General features: G+C 61.7%; 10 protein-coding genes. 4 read left to right on the forward strand and 6 right to left on the reverse strand.

Going from position 1 to position 17,321, the window contains the following annotated elements:
* The first annotated feature begins 45 nt into the window (after positions 1 to 45).
* Positions 46 to 1,356 carry a ParB/RepB/Spo0J family partition protein gene (locus ACZYZ4_RS06380; protein ID WP_463859207.1) on the forward strand — a complete coding sequence of 437 codons (1,311 nt, stop codon included), beginning with the start codon at positions 46 to 48 and terminating at the stop codon, positions 1,354 to 1,356.
* A gap of 5,245 nt (positions 1,357 to 6,601) precedes the next feature.
* On the opposite strand, the gene trxA is transcribed toward ACZYZ4_RS06380, so the two are convergent.
* The 5 genes from trxA to ACZYZ4_RS06405 all read right to left on the reverse strand — a co-directional run bounded on the left by trxA (position 6,602) and on the right by ACZYZ4_RS06405 (position 12,649).
* Positions 6,602 to 6,928, reverse strand: coding sequence for a thioredoxin (trxA, locus tag ACZYZ4_RS06385; RefSeq protein WP_463859209.1), 327 nt, complete (start codon positions 6,926 to 6,928; stop codon positions 6,602 to 6,604).
* A gap of 36 nt (positions 6,929 to 6,964) precedes the next feature.
* Entirely contained in the window at positions 6,965 to 7,921 is a 957-nt protein-coding gene (gene trxB, locus ACZYZ4_RS06390) for a thioredoxin-disulfide reductase (protein WP_463859211.1), read from the reverse strand.
* A 246-nt stretch (positions 7,922 to 8,167) separates the two neighbouring features.
* Entirely contained in the window at positions 8,168 to 9,721 is a 1,554-nt protein-coding gene (locus tag ACZYZ4_RS06395; protein ID WP_463859213.1) for a protein kinase family protein, read from the reverse strand.
* Between the two features lie 181 nt (positions 9,722 to 9,902).
* The gene (gene murJ, locus ACZYZ4_RS06400; RefSeq protein ID WP_463859215.1) at positions 9,903 to 12,056 is read right to left on the reverse strand and encodes a murein biosynthesis integral membrane protein MurJ; all 2,154 of its coding nucleotides are present in this window, start codon (positions 12,054 to 12,056) and stop codon (positions 9,903 to 9,905) included.
* Positions 12,057 to 12,148: 92 nt separating this feature from the next.
* Positions 12,149 to 12,649, reverse strand: a complete 501-nt coding sequence (locus ACZYZ4_RS06405) for an NUDIX hydrolase (RefSeq protein WP_463859475.1) — start codon at positions 12,647 to 12,649, stop codon at positions 12,149 to 12,151.
* A 207-nt stretch (positions 12,650 to 12,856) separates the two neighbouring features.
* Here ACZYZ4_RS06405 and ACZYZ4_RS06410 point away from each other — a divergent pair, with 207 nt between their 5' ends.
* The 3 genes from ACZYZ4_RS06410 to ACZYZ4_RS06420 all read left to right on the forward strand — a co-directional run bounded on the left by ACZYZ4_RS06410 (position 12,857) and on the right by ACZYZ4_RS06420 (position 15,693).
* Positions 12,857 to 14,365 (forward strand): CCA tRNA nucleotidyltransferase, encoded by a 1,509-nt coding sequence (locus ACZYZ4_RS06410; protein ID WP_463859217.1) that lies wholly within the window; start codon positions 12,857 to 12,859, stop codon positions 14,363 to 14,365.
* Positions 14,362 to 14,946, forward strand: a complete 585-nt coding sequence (locus tag ACZYZ4_RS06415) for a histidine phosphatase family protein (RefSeq protein WP_104060355.1) — start codon at positions 14,362 to 14,364, stop codon at positions 14,944 to 14,946. Before ACZYZ4_RS06410 ends, ACZYZ4_RS06415 begins: the two co-directional genes overlap by 4 nt.
* 603 nt (positions 14,947 to 15,549) lie before the next feature.
* Complete coding sequence (locus ACZYZ4_RS06420; protein WP_463859219.1) at positions 15,550 to 15,693, forward strand: hypothetical protein; 144 nt, start codon at positions 15,550 to 15,552, stop codon at positions 15,691 to 15,693.
* 14 nt (positions 15,694 to 15,707) lie between these two features.
* Here the strand turns inward: ACZYZ4_RS06420 and ACZYZ4_RS06425 are convergent, their stop codons facing one another.
* Complete coding sequence (locus ACZYZ4_RS06425) at positions 15,708 to 17,237, reverse strand: glycosyltransferase family 39 protein (protein WP_463859221.1); 1,530 nt, start codon at positions 17,235 to 17,237, stop codon at positions 15,708 to 15,710.
* Between the last annotated feature and the right edge of the window lie 84 nt (positions 17,238 to 17,321).

A 17,321-nucleotide genomic window follows, 5' to 3' on the forward strand; every position in this document is an offset into this window, starting at 1 on the left:
CCGGAGTCCGGCAAGGTCTGACTCTTCCATCGGAGGGATTTATCCATGAGCGAAAAGCGACGTGGCCTAGGCCGCGGTCTTGGCGCACTCATTCCAAGTTCCGCCGGTAGTGCGTCGGGCAACGGCAGCGCTGTGTCGCGGCCTGTGGATCTCTTCTTTCCGGAAGGCCGTAAGAAAGTCGTTTCCTCCGACGACACCTCAGGGAATGGCGGGGCAGCATCGGATGCTTCCACATCTCCCGAGACGATGGCTTCCGCGTCGGTTGCGCCGGCTCAGGCCAACGACGCATCGGTGACGAAGAAAGCAGCCACGCCGAGAACGGCCTCCCCCGCGAAGCCGCCCGCCAAGGCAGCAGACAGGCCGCCGGCCACAAAAGCTCCGGCCAAGGCTCCGGCGAAAGTTCCGGCAAAGAGCCGTGTAACTGCACCGGCGGTGGATGCTGCGCCCGTGCCGGCTGATGCCGTGACTGACGTGTCTGTATCCGAGGCACTCGAAGCCCAGAGCAGTAAGCCGGATAACGGTGTAGATCTTGTGGAAGTCCCCGGCGTACGCTTTGCCGAGATTCCGGTCACCGACATCCATCCGAACCGGAAACAGCCCCGCTCAGTCTTCGATGAAGATGACATGGCGGAACTCATCCACTCCGTGCGTGAAATCGGCGTTCTTCAGCCAATTGTGGTTCGTACTTCAACCGAAGAGGGTGGAGAACCGTACGAGCTGGTGATGGGTGAGCGTCGCTGGAGGGCAGTACAGGCGGCCGGGATGGAAACTATCCCTGCCATCGTCCGGGACACCACTGATGACGACCTCCTCAGGGACGCGCTGTTGGAGAATCTGCACCGCAGCCAGTTGAACCCGCTGGAAGAGGCGGCGGCCTACCAGCAGTTGCTTGAAGACTTCGGAACCACTCACGAGCAGCTTGCGGATCGCATTGGTCGTTCACGTCCCCAGGTCACGAACACGCTGCGTCTGCTTAAGCTTCCACCCCTGGTTCAGCGTCGTGTGGCGGCGAGCGTTCTTTCCGCTGGCCACGCTCGTGCATTGCTGGCCCTGCCGGATGCGGCAGCCATGGAACGTCTCGCCCAGAAGATCGTGGCTGAGGGCATGTCTGTTCGGGCAACCGAAGAGGCCGTCACTCTCTACCAGGATCCTGCGAAGCCTGTGAAGAACAACATCCCCCGTCCGGGGGCCCGCCATGAGCGACTGGACTATCTGGCATCCTCGCTGTCCGACCGCTTGGACACCAATGTCAAGATTTCCTTGGGTGTCCGCAAGGGGCGCGTCAGCATTGAATTCGCCAGTGTTGAAGACCTGAACCGCATCATGGAAGTTCTTGCGCCAGGATCTGAGAACTAGCTTCTCTGTTCAAAGAAGGGCCTGTTTCACGTGAAACAGGCCCTTCTTTGCGTCTGAAGGACATTCCATCTCTGCATTCTCCGAGTTGATAATGGTTGCGGCCATATTGGTAGTGAGGGAGCCCCGTGTCCTGACCCCCGGTTCGCATGGCATAGCACTGTAGCCCGCGGGCATTGTCGTTGGCGGTGGGATGTGAGCTTGGCATCGTCGATGGCCTTGGACTGCTCCAACCGACTGGCGGCAGCCCGGTGGATGGAGCACGCGAAAGACCGCTGGACACCCTGATTGGACTCATGATGCTTTGCCCAGAGATGGTCTTGTTTCGCCGAAGCAGTTGAAGAATGCGCCGATTCCGCTGGTTTCTTGCCGCCGAGTCTCGGTTCCCACCCGCGCAGCAGCGGAAATGTGGGATTCGTTGGCCTTGTGCCCACCCTGTTCCGTGGTGCTGGTGGGCCTGGGACATATCCGTGCAGGTGTTATCCTGAGCCTCTGCCCGGCCGGTTGAGCATGAGGGACGTGCAAGAATGGACATCTCCCCCGGGCTTGTGGCTTGGTCGGATTGCGTCATCCAAGCGCTCCTGCAGGGTCAGGTTCGACTCGTGAAGGCGACTCCCGTCGGCGGTTTTCGTGAAACAGCAATGGACCGCTCGCGAGATCGTGGTGTCGGCTCTAGACATGACGACCTTGGGTTGATTTGGCCCAGGCCCTCGACGCATAAATCCAACGTGTCGCCTGATTCATAGCTGCGGATGCGGTGGAAGTGACTCCCACTTGGCAGTATCGGAGGAGTTGCGCCTGCAGTCAGCGTCGAGCAGGGACACTCCTACCCTTGCGTGCAGTCAATGCCGGGTAGGGACGCTCCTCCCCTAGATGGCTGAGCAGGCTCGGCCTGCGCCCAACAGTGGTTCAAATAGTTTCACGTAAAACATAGAAACGAACCGAGTGTTCCGTGGCCCGATTATCCCCATGTCCCGAGTATCCTGAAGACGCCAGCGAACGGGGTGCATCTCGAATTGCGTCAGCTACATCCCCGATGCCCTCCCAGCTCGAGCCCCGAGGGACCTAGCGGTTCGTAGTATTTGGAGTTCACGACTGAGAGCCGATGATGACCTCACACTCCGTCTCAAAGGACTTCCTTCCTCACTCCCTTGGGAGGTGACTGTTGCCACGGCAGGCTACATGCTGCTGGCACGGTGGATGCCGACCCAGGGCTCAGTGGACCCATGGCAGGGCGCTCCAGAGGCTAACATCCGGCGGGGGGACATTGTCGGAGGCCAGTGTGGTCACATCCGTGGTAGCCGAGTCTGGTGCCCGTGTTCCATTGCGTCGCCGCGAGGCTGAACGCAAGCCTTACAGGCGCATCCGAGGTCCCTGTGAGACGGCAGTCAGCGACGCGCCCCTGATCTTGGGGTAGCTCAGAAGTGACGGGATAGGGTCGGACTGCGGTCCGCGTGTGCGGATCAGTAGCATCGGCGTCGGCAGGCAGGCAGGGCCTTGGCCTCCCCCAATGCGTCCTGTCGTCGAACGGTCTTCTTCGGGGATGGGATAGCTCGGCAGAATGGAATCTGCAGGGCGGCTCAATACACGCCAAGTTCTGGAATGTGCATCAATCCCCTGTGCTGTCCAATGGACTCGCCGGCTACCGCATCCGGGAGGACCATCCGTGACCAGTCCTGCAACACTCTTAGCCGTCAGCGCGTGGTCGGAGCAGCTCGGCACAGCGCGTCTCTGGAACAGTTCCTCGATTTGGGCTCTCCCCCGTATGACGCGATCCCGCAGTAGACGGAACAAGCCCAGTTTCAAAGTGTCCGGGAAGGAAGGGAATTGATGGTGGACTGACTCGTCTGGCTCTGCGCCAGCATGTGGCGGTTGGGCTGGCCGAAAAGGTAGGTACCCGAACGGGTCGCGACGCCAGTGGCACGTACCTCAGGTGATTGGCGAAACGGCCGTGAGCCAGGATGCGGCCAGGCTGGAACTACTCTAGTGAAAGGCAAGCATACGGCCAGCCAGCATGATTGTGAGTTGTGGGCCCCCTTTCATCATGGGGCAAGGCGAACTCACCACAACAGCAGTTGAAGCGGACACAGCCACGGGGCTGCAAGATGTGAATTGCGCGGTGGATATTGCTGTGGATAACTTTGTGGATAGAGTATTTGATGGCATGCATCACCAAGGGATTCGGCGCACACCAGCCCATCCAGGAACCAGCAGTCTGCACGGGTATCGGAGAGTCTCTGCAGTCCTGTTTCACGTGAAACAGTGCTGAACCCCTGTCGGGCGCTCTCGGGGCACGGAAAGCGACGTCAATAGTTGGATTTCTGGCAATATTCCTGGCCCACATGGGCGTCCTTCTCTTCCGTGATATTTGTCTCGGGATCGCTTCCAACTTGAGTGCGATCGCTGACCTCAAGTTCGGACTCATCCGTACAGCGGGGAAGAATTTCAGACAGGTGGATAAGCCTGTGGATATCAATGTGGATAACATTTGGGGATAAGGTCGAAGTCAGTGGATCACCAACGCGGCGGAACCCGCCGGGTGAACCTAACAGTCACGCTTCTGATGTAAGAATTCCCTCATCAGCTGACATCAACTATCGTATGGTCGAGGTCCTTGCCGATGGAGCTGGCCGGTCACGTAGCGCTCCACCGTTTGACCACGCGGGCCGGCGCAAGCCCTCGGGTTCAAGACCTGCCCACAGCGTGCGTGTACATCTGGGGCCCGGCGGATTGCGCAGACGACTACCTCGTGAGGACTTTGACTATGTGTGCCGCCTCGGCCGGAAGCTGTACCGCGGGCTGACATGTTGATGTCGATGGTGGGCGACTCTACTACCCTCATTCGTTGACCGGACGGGGCTCGTCGATCTGCGAATCGGGATGTGCGTGAGGCGCTGAAGCCATAGGTCCTACGCTACGGGCCGCTTAGAGTGCGGCCATGTTCGTCCATTCTAGGTTCGGACTAACGTTCCCTCGCCGATACCGCAGGCTGTGTTGCTTGGGCCCGGCTGGGGCTCAGCCGCCGCGCAAGCACGCATAGGAGCAGGTGGGAAGTGTGGCGGGTTCCTGGCGGTGCAGCGCGTTCCTGCGGGATGGAAGACTCGGCTTCGTGGGCCCGGCGTACCTGGTGTCCGGTGCGACGGGTTGTACGGACTTCGGACCGTTTCGCAAAGGACTTGGCGTGGCGTTTGCAGCCAGCTGGGACTTCGCTGCCGAGGCTACCTGCCAGCCGCGTGGAGCCGGGGGTCTCTGGCAGCCTATCTAGTGACGGACGGGATCCCTTCGCTGAGGTCGTTTCACGTGAAACATAGGTTTCTGACCTAGTAAATTGCGATGCCAATCCTGGACTGAACGTGTATCACGTGAAACAGTACGCCGCAGAGAGGCATCCGAGTTCTATCCCTCCCACTCTGGATTTCCTCTCGAGGCGCGCGGGGAAATCCGGGCACGGAGGCGTTGATACGATCATGAGCGTTGTGCAAGGGATCAGGCCGCAACAGGTGTGTGTCGGAGTGGTGGATGTGCACGGCCTAGGGCAATGTCGAGCATGGGCTATCTCCGCATGGCACTTCCTCTTCGCGCCAACCATGTCAATGGATTTCATGCCCAATAGGAAGATGCGGACGAATAGGTCCTGTCCACGAGTGCGACGACGACGGGAGGGCAGATCACACGGGTGGGGCCCGGGCGGCTTCTGATCCTGCTTCGAGGCTAGAGGCATCGTCGAAGAGGCATTATGAATCTCCAGGCTTCGGTCCAGAAACCGTCCCGACGGCATCTTGATTGTGCCGGCAGGCCTCCCGTACGGCGTGAATACGCCCTGTTTCGCTGAGTTTCTGGATACATGTGGCCTGTGGGGTCGATATGCGGCGGACGATACTGCTCTGGTTGTAACTGGTGGCCGCAAATGAGCTGGCAACAGAAGCGGCAGATGCAACTGCCGTTGGGCTGAAGTTATGAGAATGGGGCATATTGAGGAGCAGTGCGTCCCCTTCTGGGCGTCGCTGCCCCATTCATGCCCAGGATTTCGCTCCATTTGATCGGATCGTCCGGCCAGCAGCGGCCAGGCTCCCGACCAGCTACGCCGAGCCCGATCCAAGCATCGGAACTGCAGTTTCTCGGTGTGCCATCGGAACTGACGTTTCTCGATGCGGCAGATGCCCCATCGATGTCTGACTCATTCCAAGGGCGGCCAACGCGGCTGGAACGTCAAGAATCCGGCCCGGCGTTCGTTGCTCCGTGCCGTTAGGGTCCCGAGCGATTTTGAAACCGTTCGATTGGGCCTCTTTGTCCTACAAGTCAACTTTTTTACGCTGTCCAACATTCTACTGAATGTCAGCCCCGGAGGCAGATATTGTAGACAGTGAGTGAACGGGGCGTAGTCCACCGGCATCCCCGCGAACCTGATCCAAGTCATCAATACTGGAGGCGGCCGCGATCAGTCTTTTTGCCTATAGGAAGAAACCGTCCCCTGCGGGATTAGGCGGTGTTTCACGTGAAACACCGCACGTGGTTCGGATCTCTGCGCAGAGGAAGACCCTGCGCGGGATTGGAATTGGGGGTTGATTGAACCACTGTCGGCGAGTCGAAGCCCTTTCGCCGTGAATCATCTGAAGTTTCACTCGGATTGCAACATCAACAAAGTAGCCATCACGTCGTCGACGGAATTTTCATCCCACCGGGCGAACGCGGACTTGCCCTGCGACGCTCCGTTTAGCGATCATCAATGTTTCACGTGAAACAAAGCCCGGGGTCCGCATCCGTGTGCTGAAGAAGGACCTCGGGGACTAGAAAGCGAGATTCAATCGATCTACTTTCCCCGACCTGGGCCGAGCCGCAATCGCCGTGCGGCAACTGAAATATTCTTCGGATGGAGCCGTCAGGAGTTCTCCACACAGTCTCCGTTGTTCGGTTCTGCAGAGAATTCGAAGCCGACGTATGATGCTCCGCGTTCCGATCGGAAACGTTTCACGTGAAACGAAACAGTCGAATTTGGAGGACCGGACCTTGAGATAGCAGCGGGCCAGACATTTGCAGCCCGCCGGCCCTCAAGGTAAGTCTTCCAGGCCCTGCCCTGGACTCCAGGAAGCTCTCTGATCGATTAGTGACGCCTGGGAACGGATCAGGGTTGATTACAACCATATGGAGTCTCGAAAGGGTTGTCTTAAATTGCTGTGGCCACCGCTTCAGGAAAGCAGTGGCCACGGACCGGTGTCACCGGTCATGCTGGACCGGAGGCCCTACGTGACTAGGACAGGACGTCCGCAAATTCCTTTTCGAAGAACTGCTTCGGCCTCGCACCGATAACAGTGCTCTTCACCTGGCCGTCCTGGAAGAGGTAGACGGCGGGGATGGACGTGATGCCGTACTCGGCGGCGATGGCGGGGTTGTCATCGACGTTGACCTTGACGACGTTAACCTTCTCGCTGTATTCGACCGAGATCTCGTCGAGGATGGGTCCCAGCTTGCGGCAGGGGCCGCACCATTCAGCCCAGAAGTCCACAATCACTGGCTTGTTGGCCGACAGTACGTCCGCACCAAAACTTGCATCTGTTACGTCTTTAGCGTTGCTCATAACCTTGTCTCTCTCTTCGAATGGCGGATACGCGGATTACGCGTGAAGGTCTGCGAGGTAGTGTTCCACGTCGATCGCAGCAACACATCCGGAACCGGAGGCCGTGATGGCCTGACGGTACGTGGGATCAACAACATCGCCGGCGGCGAAGACGCCCGGGATGCTGGTCTTGGAACTCCGGCCCTCAACGGCGATGGTGCCGGCCGCCGTGATCTCCAAGGCGTCCTTGACCAGGTCGGTGCGGGGATCGTTTCCGATGGCAACGAAGACGCCGGTGACGGCGAGGTCGGACACGGTGCCGTCCTGCAGGTTTTTGATCTTGAGCCCGATGACTTTGTCCGCTCCGATGACGTCGTCAACGGTGCTGTTCCAGATGAACGAAATCTTGTCATGGGCCAGGGCACGGTCTGCCATGATTTTGGAAGCTTTAAGTGTGTCGCGGCGGTGCACAACGGTGACGGACCTGGCGAACTTGGTCAGGAAGAGGGCTTCTTCCATCGCCGAGTCTCCCCCGCCGATAACCGCAATGTCCTGGTCCTTGAAAAAGAAACCGTCGCAGGTTGCACACCAGCTGACTCCGTGCCCGGAGAGGCGCTTTTCGTTCGGGAGGCCCAGCTCACGGTAAGCGGATCCGGTGGAGAGGATGATCGCCCGCGCCCGGAAGGTCTCCCCGGTGCCGATGGTGACAGTCTTGATGTCGCCGTCGAGGTCCAGCGCTGTGACGTCCTCGAACTGGATTTCGGTTCCGAACCGGGCTGCCTGCTTCTCGAAGTTCTCCATAAGGTCCGGCCCCATGATGCCTTCGGGAAAGCCTGGGTAATTTTCGACGTCGGTGGTGTTCATCAGTTCGCCGCCGGCGGTGACTGATCCTGCCAGAAGCAAGGGCTTCAGGTTGGCGCGCGCCGTGTAGACAGCGGCCGTGTACCCGGCCGGGCCCGAGCCGACGATGATGACATCACGTACTTCGGACGCGGTGTTTTCTGCGTTGCTCACTGAACGGTGAACCTCTTCCTTAGTCGATGCGCCGGCTTTTGCGGCCGGCCACATGGCACAACTGAATCTCGGTGGTGAATATTCCAGGCGCCGCGCGAACGGAGAAAGCGTCAGTGGTCACGACCCCGTCACCTGGACGGGACGCCCTACCAGATTACCGTCTGAAGACAGCTGAGCCGCGTCTGTTACTGCGGAGCAATGCTCCGGCCAGAACAGCCGCGGCTCAACAGGAACGACGCTGGTGCCCTACTGGATCTTGATCTCCGCCAGGCGTATGCCAAAGCCGTAGCGGGTCTTCGGGGCGGCCAGCTTGGGAAGCGTCTTGATGGACACGATCACGTACTGTGCTTGCACCGGTTCGGCCAGCGGCATGGTCAGATCTGTTGACGTGAAGCTGTTGGTCCCCACCAGCTTGGCGCCGTCCAGTGATGGACGGTCATTGGTGAAGACACTGAGGTTGCCGCCCGAGGCTCCGAGCTGAGTCAGGGTGATGGAGGAAACTGTGGCAGGGGACTTCAGCTTGACGAACAGCGGCACACCGTCCGTGGCGAGACCGCCCCAACCCTCGGTCGCAAACTCCATGTCCGACCAGTAGCTGGCGGCATTGCCGTCAAAGGCCTTCACAAGATCCACGTCGTAGGTGGCTGCGAAGTCAAAATCTCCTTGGCGGGTGATGTTGTCGATGGCCGGCGGTGCTGCTGGCGGCGCGGAGCTCTGGTTGGGGGAAGGCGACCCGGTGTTTGGCTGGGTGGAGCCCGTCGGGTTGGGGGATGGGGCGGCTTGAGGGCCAGTTTTGAAGAGACTGCCCAGGTTGGTGACCGCAAAGACCAACCCTGCAATCAGCACCACGGCAAGCAGTCCGCCCACCAGCCAGCGCATGGAGCGGGGCTCACGCTCGGGCTCTTCGTCGTCGTAATAATCATCCGTCCCGCCGGAAGGCGGTACTGCCGCCGCAGGAGACACCTTCCGGGCAAGCGACGGAAAGGCACCCGCTGCACCATCGGAGCGCGCGGGCGTTCCGGAGCCCACGGCCTCGTCGGAACCTGTGTCCTGGGAGCCGTTGGAATAATCTTCCTCAGACCACAAAGAAACCTTGGGCGTATCGGAGCCCGCACCGGTCCTGGTCTCAGCGGGTCCGGAAAATGACCGGTTTTCTGCAGCCTGCACTGGTTGCGGTGCGGTTGCGTGCTGATGTGCAGCAGTGGCAGCGGCGGCCCCTCCGCCAGCGGCCCCGGTCTTGGCAGACCCCGACGCCGGACGGACCGCCGGACGGACCGCCGGGCGGAGCGGCGGACGGGCAGGAACAACCGGGGGCACAACCGGCGCGGCAGACCGGAATGAGTCAACCTGGCTGGGGTGGTTGTCCGCGTAGTTGATGTAGCCGGCGTCGATGTTGACTTCGTCGTCGTACGGTTCCGGTTCGTGGGAACGGGCCTGGCCGAAAATTTCGCTGCCAAGGGTATCCGTGAAGAACGGCTCGACGTAAGGCGCGTCGGAGGCAACCACGAGGTCCAGCAGGTCTGCCGCGGACGTGTGGTTGGTGATGAGGTACGTGGCGGCCTCGGTGACCCCAAGGTCCAGGACCTGTACGTTCCCCGGGCGTTCACCGGTAGCCACCTCGCGGGCGCTCTGGGCCACTTGCTCGGTGTTGTCCGGGCCGGCGACCAGAATGCTGACCGGTCGGTTGAGAACCTGGTCCACCCCGTCCAGCACCAGATCCTGGTCGTGTGAGGTCAATACCGTGGCTGTGACCTTGTAGCGGCCGCCGAGTACTGATCCAACGTCGATCGGGTGGGACACGTGTTCCTCCTAGACTGTCCGGGAATGCCGGCGTAGATGATGCCACCGCCGGTCAGAAACCGGTCAAAAGCCGTCCGGCGAGCCGGTCTGCGCTTGCCTGCAACTACCCCTGTGCACTGTCGATCCTAGCCGATGGGCCATGGCCGCCGTGGTCAACAGGCAACCAAAAACCGCACGAAGATCACTTTTTTCGAGGCCGTCGTGGCTTGAAATGGGGGTTCTGTCCGGCCTGGCCCTGGAACGTGCGCCGGCCGGGAAGGGGAATCTCGTCGCGCAGCAGCCCGCCCCGCGCTGTGCCGGGTACGTCCTCGGCAGGAAGGTATACAGCGGCGGGTTCAGTGCCCCCGCCAGCGATCCCGTCAGTTTCCCCATTGGCGCCCTCACCTGGACCCGAAGCGGCAGACACTCCGGGATTCCCTCGAAGAGTTTCCGGCGCCGAAGGCGCTGCGTGGGGTTCCGGTACGGGTCGTGCGCGGAATGACACGGCGTCGAATTCGCCGGAGATCCGGGGAATCAGTCCAGTGTCCACCGCGACCGTGGCGCGTTCCGGCGTCGGACGTTCCATTCCGGAAACGTCGGCACCCGCAGCCGACGACGGCGTTCCCCCGGTGCCGTCCGACGGCCCGGTACCGCGGCCCAGCCGTCCCAACAGGGGGCGCATGAGGTCGCGGAGTTCCGCGACGTGGAAGATCTTGAGTAGGAAGAGGTAGGCAACCAACATGATGGGTCCGACGACGATGACGGTCACCAGGGCGGCGGGCCGGCCGCTCCAGGCGAAGCCGTCCGCGCTGTAGCTGCCCATCAGCCACAGGGCCCCGGCGCCCGTGATCGCGGAACCGAGCGCTGCATAGCCCATCCGGATATACGAGTTGGCGATCCGCGGCCCGTCGAGGTGGCCCAGGAGCCGGCGCAGGAAGTAGGCGCTGATGACTACCGAGAGAATGTTGCCCACCATGTACAGCAGGGCGATGGCGTAGATGATCTGGCCCACCGGCAGGAACTGGATCCCAAAGGCACCGGCCACGTAGACAACGGCAAGCAGCAGCTGGATATGGAAGGGCGTGCGGGCGTCCTCGTTGGCGTAGAAAACCCGCGACATCATGAAGTTGGCGCTCATGAACGGGGTGCTGAGCGCGAGGATGGTGAGCGTCTGGGCCAGCATCACGCCGTCCTGGCGTGGACCACCGGAGAAGAACATGCCCAACGGCCCGGCCAGCGCAAAGAGAGCCAGCGCGCCGAAGACGGTGGCCACCGCCATGGTGCGGAGGCCGTGCGAGAGAGCGTCGCGAAGTTCTGCGCGGTTGCCATCCTGCGAAGCGCGGGTCATCCGGTTAAAGAGGACAGTGGCGAGGGAGAGCGCAATGATCGAGTGCGGCAGCAGGTACAGCTGGCTGGCCACCTCAAGGACCGCGTTGCCGGGCAGCATCTCGGCCGCCGGATCCCCCGCAGCCTTCAGCCGGAGCCGCTCGGCACCGGGAATAGTGGCGATACGCATGACGTATAGGAATGCCAACTGCCCGACGGCGGCGGTCAGGAGCGTCCACACGCTCAGCTTCGCTGCCTGGCCGAGCCCGACTCCCCGCCAGCCAAACCGGGGCCGGAGACCCAGCCTCAGGCGGATGACCGGGATCAGCAGGATGGCTGTCTGGGCCACGACGCCTAATGTCGAGAAGCCGGCCACAAGCAGGGTCTGGGAGGGGCCCCAGTTGTCCAGTGTGTGCGGATTAATGCGATTCTCGCCGAAGATCCAGATGAACATGCCCAGGCCGCCAATGGCCACCAGGTTGTTCATGATGGGCGCCCACATGGCTGGCCCGAACGCGCCGTTGGCGTTGAGGACCTGCGTCAGCAGGGAGTAGAGGCCGTAAAAGAAGATCTGGGGCAGGCACCAGAAGGCGAACGCAACTGCCAGGGCCTTCTGCTGCGCCGAATAACCCTGTGTGGTTAACTCAATGACCCACGGAGCAGCGAGCGTGACCAGCGCGGTCAGGCCAAGCAGCAGGAGCACGGCCAGCGTCAGGAGCCGGCTGATGTAGTCCGCTCCCCTGTCCGGGGCCATGCTCGCCTTGATGATTTGCGGCACCAGCACGGCGTTGAACACACCACCGGCCACCAGCAGGAAGATCAGGTTGGGCAGGTTGTTGGCGTTGATGAACGTGTCGTTAACCGTGGAACCGAGGCCCAGCGCGGCACCCAGCATCCAGGTCTTGCCGAAGCCCAGGAACCGGGATACCAGGGTTCCTGCAGCCATGATGGCGCTGGACCGGGTTTCACTCGCGGTTTCGCTCGGGGCGGTGCGGCCTGCTTTATCGGAGGGGGAATTGGTAGCTGACATCGAGTTCATCGTCTCACCCGGACGCTGTTTGTACCGCAACGGACGGACTGCATGCCGGTGCAGGCATACACGCTATTCCGGCGGAGGCGGCCTTAGAGGTGTTCGGGCAGGACATCCCGGGCCAGATCCGCGATGCGGCGCTCATTGGGGAACGAAAGCTTCCGTGCGAGTTCCTTGATGGGGACCCATGCGACGTCCACGGCTTCGTGGTCCGGATCGTTTTCGATAGTGAGTTCGCCGCCGGTGGCGCGCAGCAGATAATGGTGCACGGTCTTATGGACGCGGTGCCCGCTGACAGTGAACCAGTAGTCGATGCTGCCCAACGGCGCCAGGATGTTGCCCTCGATGCCGGTTTCCTCGGCAATCTCGCGGACTGCGGCCTGCTCGTTGTCTTCTTTGCCTTCCGGATGGCCCTTGGGCAGGCACCACTCCAGCCGTCCGCCCCTGTTAAGGCGGGCAATGATCGCAACCCTTAGTTCGCCGTCGGATGTGTCCACCACAACGCCGCCGGCGGAAATTTCCTCAACCGTAGGGAGCGAGGCCGGGGCCGAGTGCATGGCAGGCGCGACGTGGGCACCAATTGCCGACGGCAACGGTGCGTTTGTCCTCCTGCCGGGAGCGCTCGGTACGGGTTGGGCCATGGAGTCCACTCTAACGACTCTTGTCCGATCATGATGACCGGAACATGACATCAAGATGGACTGCGTATGACGCACTTTGAGGGGCTGTAGGCGAATAGGCGCGATCTTGAGGAGAATTTGGCCTGCCAAGCCGCTGGTTTCTGACAAGCTTAAGTAACTATGGCGCACGCACATCACAAGATTGATTCCAACACCGTCGATTTCCAGGTGGACCCGGTGGTCCTGGAGCTCGGGCAGCGCTTCGTCGACGCCGGCCACGAGCTGTCCCTCGTAGGCGGTCCGGTACGGGACCTCTTCCTGGGACGCACCTCGCCCGACCTGGACTTCACCACTGACGCCACCCCGGACCAGACAGTTGCCCTGATCAAGAAATGGGCGGACAACTTCTGGGAAATCGGCCGCGCCTTCGGGACGATCGGCATGCGGAAGGCCGGCTTCCAGATCGAGATCACCACCTACCGGGCCGAGGCTTACGATCCGGAGTCGCGCAAGCCCGCGGTGGCCTTCGGCACCTCACTCACCGACGATCTCCTGCGCCGCGATTTCACTATCAACGCCATGGCCCTGCGGCTCCCGTCCCTTGAACTCATTGATCCGTTCGGCGGCGTCCGGGATCTCAACGCGTCCGTCCTGGCGACGCCCGGTTCACCCGAAGCCTCCTTCTCCGATGATCCCCTCCGTATGATGCGCGCAGCCCGGTTCGCATCGCAGCTGGGCATTTCCGTGCACGACGACGTGCGGCTGGCCATGAGCCAGATGGCCGAGCGGATCAACATCATCTCGGCTGAACGGGTCCGTGATGAGTTGGTCAAACTCATCTGCGGTGCCCATCCCCGGGTCGGTGTGGACCTGTTGGTGGAAACCGGCCTCGCCGAGTTCGTGCTGCCTGAGGTGTCCGCCCTGCGGCTGGAATCTGACGAGCACCACCGCCACAAGGACGTCTACCAGCACTCCCTTCAGGTCCTGGAACAGGCAGCTACCCTGGAATCAGATGCCGACGGCGCCGTGCCGGCCCCCGATTTTGTGCTGCGTTTCGCGGCGCTGATGCACGACGTCGGCAAGCCGGCTACGCGGCGCTTTGAACCGGGCGGCGCGGTCAGCTTCCGCCACCACGACATGGTGGGATCCAAGCTCACGGCCAAGCGCATGAAGACCCTGCGGTTCGACAACGACACCATCAAGGCGGTCGCCCGGCTGGTGGAGCTGCACATGCGTTTCTACGGCTACGGCGATGCCGGTTGGAGCGACTCGGCCGTCCGCCGCTACGTCACGGACGCCGGCCCGCTGCTGGAGCGGCTGCACCGGCTGACCCGCTCGGACGTCACCACGCGCAACCAGCGGAAGGCAGAGCGTCTCGCCTTCGCCTACGACGACCTGGAAGACCGGATCGCCGTGCTGCGCGATCAGGAATCCCTGGACGCGGTCCGGCCCGATCTGGACGGTGCCAAAATCATGGCCATCCTGAATCTCAGACCTGGTCCCGTGGTGGGCCGTGCCTACAAGTTCCTGCTGGAGGAACGGATGGAACACGGACCGCTGCAATCGGACGACGCCGAAGCGAGGCTGCTCGCCTGGTGGGCGGAGCAGCCCGAGGCAGCACCCCCGGTTCCGGAAGCAGAAGCGCCTCCCGCCGCCGTCGAACTTTCCCCGAACGAGGAGTCCAAATGACTGACCCGATGACCGCGCCGCGCCCCCAGCTCTGGATCCTGCGCCACGGTGAGACTGAGTGGTCCAAGAGCGGGCAATACACCGGGCTCACCGACCTGCCCCTGACCGTGGAAGGCGAGCAGCAGGCCGTGGAAGCCCGGAAGGTGCTGGACCAGGTGGACTTCGACCTGGTCCTGACGTCCCCGCTGCGCCGCGCCCGGCGGACAGCCGAGCTGGCGGGCTACCCCGACGCGCAGCATGAGCCGCTGGCGGTGGAATGGAACTACGGCGACTATGAGGGCATCAGTTCAGACCTGATCCGTAAGGACAATCCGGATTACCTGATCTGGACGCATGGTGTGCCCAACGGCGAATCCCTGGACGAAGTGGCAGCCCGCGCCGACAAGATTGTGGCCCGCGTGCTGGAATCCGGGCTGGACAACGTGCTGATCGTGGCGCACGGGCACTTTTCCCGGATCCTTACCGCGCGCTGGCTGGAACTCCCGCCTGCCGAAGGCCGCCATTTCATTCTGGGAACGGCGAAAGTCTGCACGCTCGGCTGGGACAAGAGGACTCCGGCCATTGTCCGCTGGGGACTCTAAAGGCGCATTGATAAACTTTCTTGAAAAACTTTGCGAATTAAGTGGCGCATTGCTGCGTTCGTAGGATAGTTTTATTCCTGACCCCAGAGCGTCTTTGCCGGGGTCGCGGCGCGCGTTGCCTGGCCAGTCAGCCGAGGCAGCGGTATAACAGAAAAGGAGGTTGGGAAAAATGATTACTTTGACTAGCGGATGGAAGATGACCATCACCGCGAACCCGACCTCTGCTGCTTGTGCGCGCCGTCTTAATGGAGTTCCTGCCTCCTAACCTTCCTGCAACTGGTCCCGCCCCCCGCGGCGGCGTCACCTGCAATGAGGTCTATCCAGGCCCCTCCTCCTCGGACGGCTCGCATTAGGCGACGCCTGCTGGACGTCTCCTATCGGCGTCCCTTCAAGGCTGGTCCTCGCGGCGACGCAGCATCTCCATAGTTCGGAACTCAGCTTCTCGGTTGGGGTCTGCACAGCCGCTGCAACACCGTCCGTCTTCGCATTTGCGATCTATTCATAACCACAGGGCATTTCACTGCCTAATTATGCCGTTATTGCTCCGACATTAAATGGCTTTATTTGTCATGCCCAATTTCACGCCGAAAGGAGGTGACCACCATGATCAAGAGAATCAAGAAAGCACTATTCTTCCTGCGGCGGCCTGTCCGGGATGACCGCCGGGAATTCAACGGGCAGCTGCTGGAGCGGCAACGCGAAGACGTTTTCGTCCTGTTGCACCAGCAAATGGGCGGCATGAACTGACGGGAAGCCCCTTCCTAGGGGCAGTTGAAGATCACCAGCTTCAGCCGCTCGTACGGCATCCTTCCCGTCTCTGTGCACCCCGCCGATGCGAACGCAGAAAGATCGTCGGGATCGGCGCTGCCGTCTCCGACGAACCACACGTTTCCCCTGCCCGACAGCCGTTCCGGTGCGACCACGGCGTCCTCCCCCCATAGGGTTCCTGACGCTGCGGGGCTGTCGGCAAGGGAAAGATCCTGCACATCTGAGAAATCGTCAGGATAGGCAAGGGTCATGTCACGGAGGTAGGCGTGCTCAAAGACCATGGCTGCCGGGGCTGGGGCTTCGGACGAAACGAGGTCGCCGATCTTCCGCTCCGTGTCCGGCGGTTCGTTGACCAAGCTCTTGATGGTGAGCTGGGGAACCAGGCTCACAGCGACGACGGCGATCATGGCTATGTAGCGAAGCCATGGGCGTCCGGCCGGAATGCTGACAATGCCCAAGCCCACCAGGAGAGCGAACGCGGGCGCCGTGAACGTGAGGTAGCGGGCCACGTAAACCGGCTGCGCGACGATACTCACAAGCATGAGCCCGGCTATCGGTACGGCTACTCCTGCCAGGCAAAGGACTACCAGCGGGCGCCGTGAAGGCGTCCGGCGTGACGCCCACAAACCCCAGAGGATCAGGCCGGTCTCAAGGACGCCGAGAAGCGCTACGAAGGCCAGTATCCAGTTCGGCGGAAGATTCCCGGTGGGGCGGTCTTCTCCGTAGAAGTATTGCTTGACTGCCGCGGTGCTGATGGTCTGCGCCAGGGACCGGTCCTCGATCCAGTCAACCTGGGCTTTCTGGCCCATCGTCAAGAGGAGGAATGGCATGGCAGCGGCGCCGGCGGCAGCGCAGGCCGCCATCGTCGCAAGCTGTCGCCGGCGGAGAAGTAGGGCGGCCACAGCGTGCGACGCCACGGCCAAAACGAAGAACATGAACATCCAGACCCCCAGCACGGCGCAGAGGCCATAGAGAACCCAGTCAATGACTCGGTTGGACTTCCATGCCCTGACCAGCAGGTAGGTCAGGACGACGGCCAGCAGCGCTGTGAATGCTGATTGCCGCGCTTCGGTGCCGGCCCACACCATCCTGGGAAGCACTGCCAACACCAGGCCGGAAACGACGCCGAGCGCGTCCGACCCCAACTTCCGCCCCAGGACGACCGTCCCGGCGCATGCTAATCCGACGGCCAGCGCCGACGGCGCCCGCATGGATAATTCGGAAAAGCCGAAGACCGAAGTCCACGCGTGCATCAGGAAGTAGTAGAGTCCGTGGACTGCATCGACAGACTGCAGGAGCACTAACAGCTCCGCTGGGTTACGTCCGGCAGCGGAGATGGTCGCGATCTCGTCGTCCCAGAACGAGGGAATCCAGGAACCAACAAAAGCGACGCAGAACGCCAACAGCCCGATGCCCGCCGGAACCGTCCAGGTGTTGCCGCGCGCAGGCAGCAGCCGCTTGCCCCTCCGGGCAGCCTTTTGCGGTTGGAGCCGGTCCGGAACGTCCGGCAGTTGATTCAGCACAACAATCCCCCTGAGGTCCGTGTCTCTCGGAAGCAGCCTGACCCGAGACCTGCTCCCCTGCGAGAATATCGCGAGTGGGCCGTA

The sequence above is a fragment of the Pseudarthrobacter adonitolis genome (assembly GCF_055412845.1).

Bases quoted from the DNA above. Each gene is read 5' to 3' on its own strand.
- ACZYZ4_RS06380 (WP_463859207.1), top strand. From the start codon at position 46: ATGAGCGAAAAGCGACGTGGCCTAGGCCGCGGTCTTGGCGCACTCATT.
- trxA (WP_463859209.1), bottom strand. From the start codon at position 6,928: ATGAGCAACGCTAAAGACGTAACAGATGCAAGTTTTGGTGCGGACGTA.
- murJ (WP_463859215.1), bottom strand. From the start codon at position 12,056: ATGTCAGCTACCAATTCCCCCTCCGATAAAGCAGGCCGCACCGCCCCG.
- ACZYZ4_RS06410 (WP_463859217.1), top strand. From the start codon at position 12,857: ATGGCGCACGCACATCACAAGATTGATTCCAACACCGTCGATTTCCAG.
- ACZYZ4_RS06415 (WP_104060355.1), top strand. From the start codon at position 14,362: ATGACTGACCCGATGACCGCGCCGCGCCCCCAGCTCTGGATCCTGCGC.
- ACZYZ4_RS06420 (WP_463859219.1), top strand. From the start codon at position 15,550: ATGATCAAGAGAATCAAGAAAGCACTATTCTTCCTGCGGCGGCCTGTC.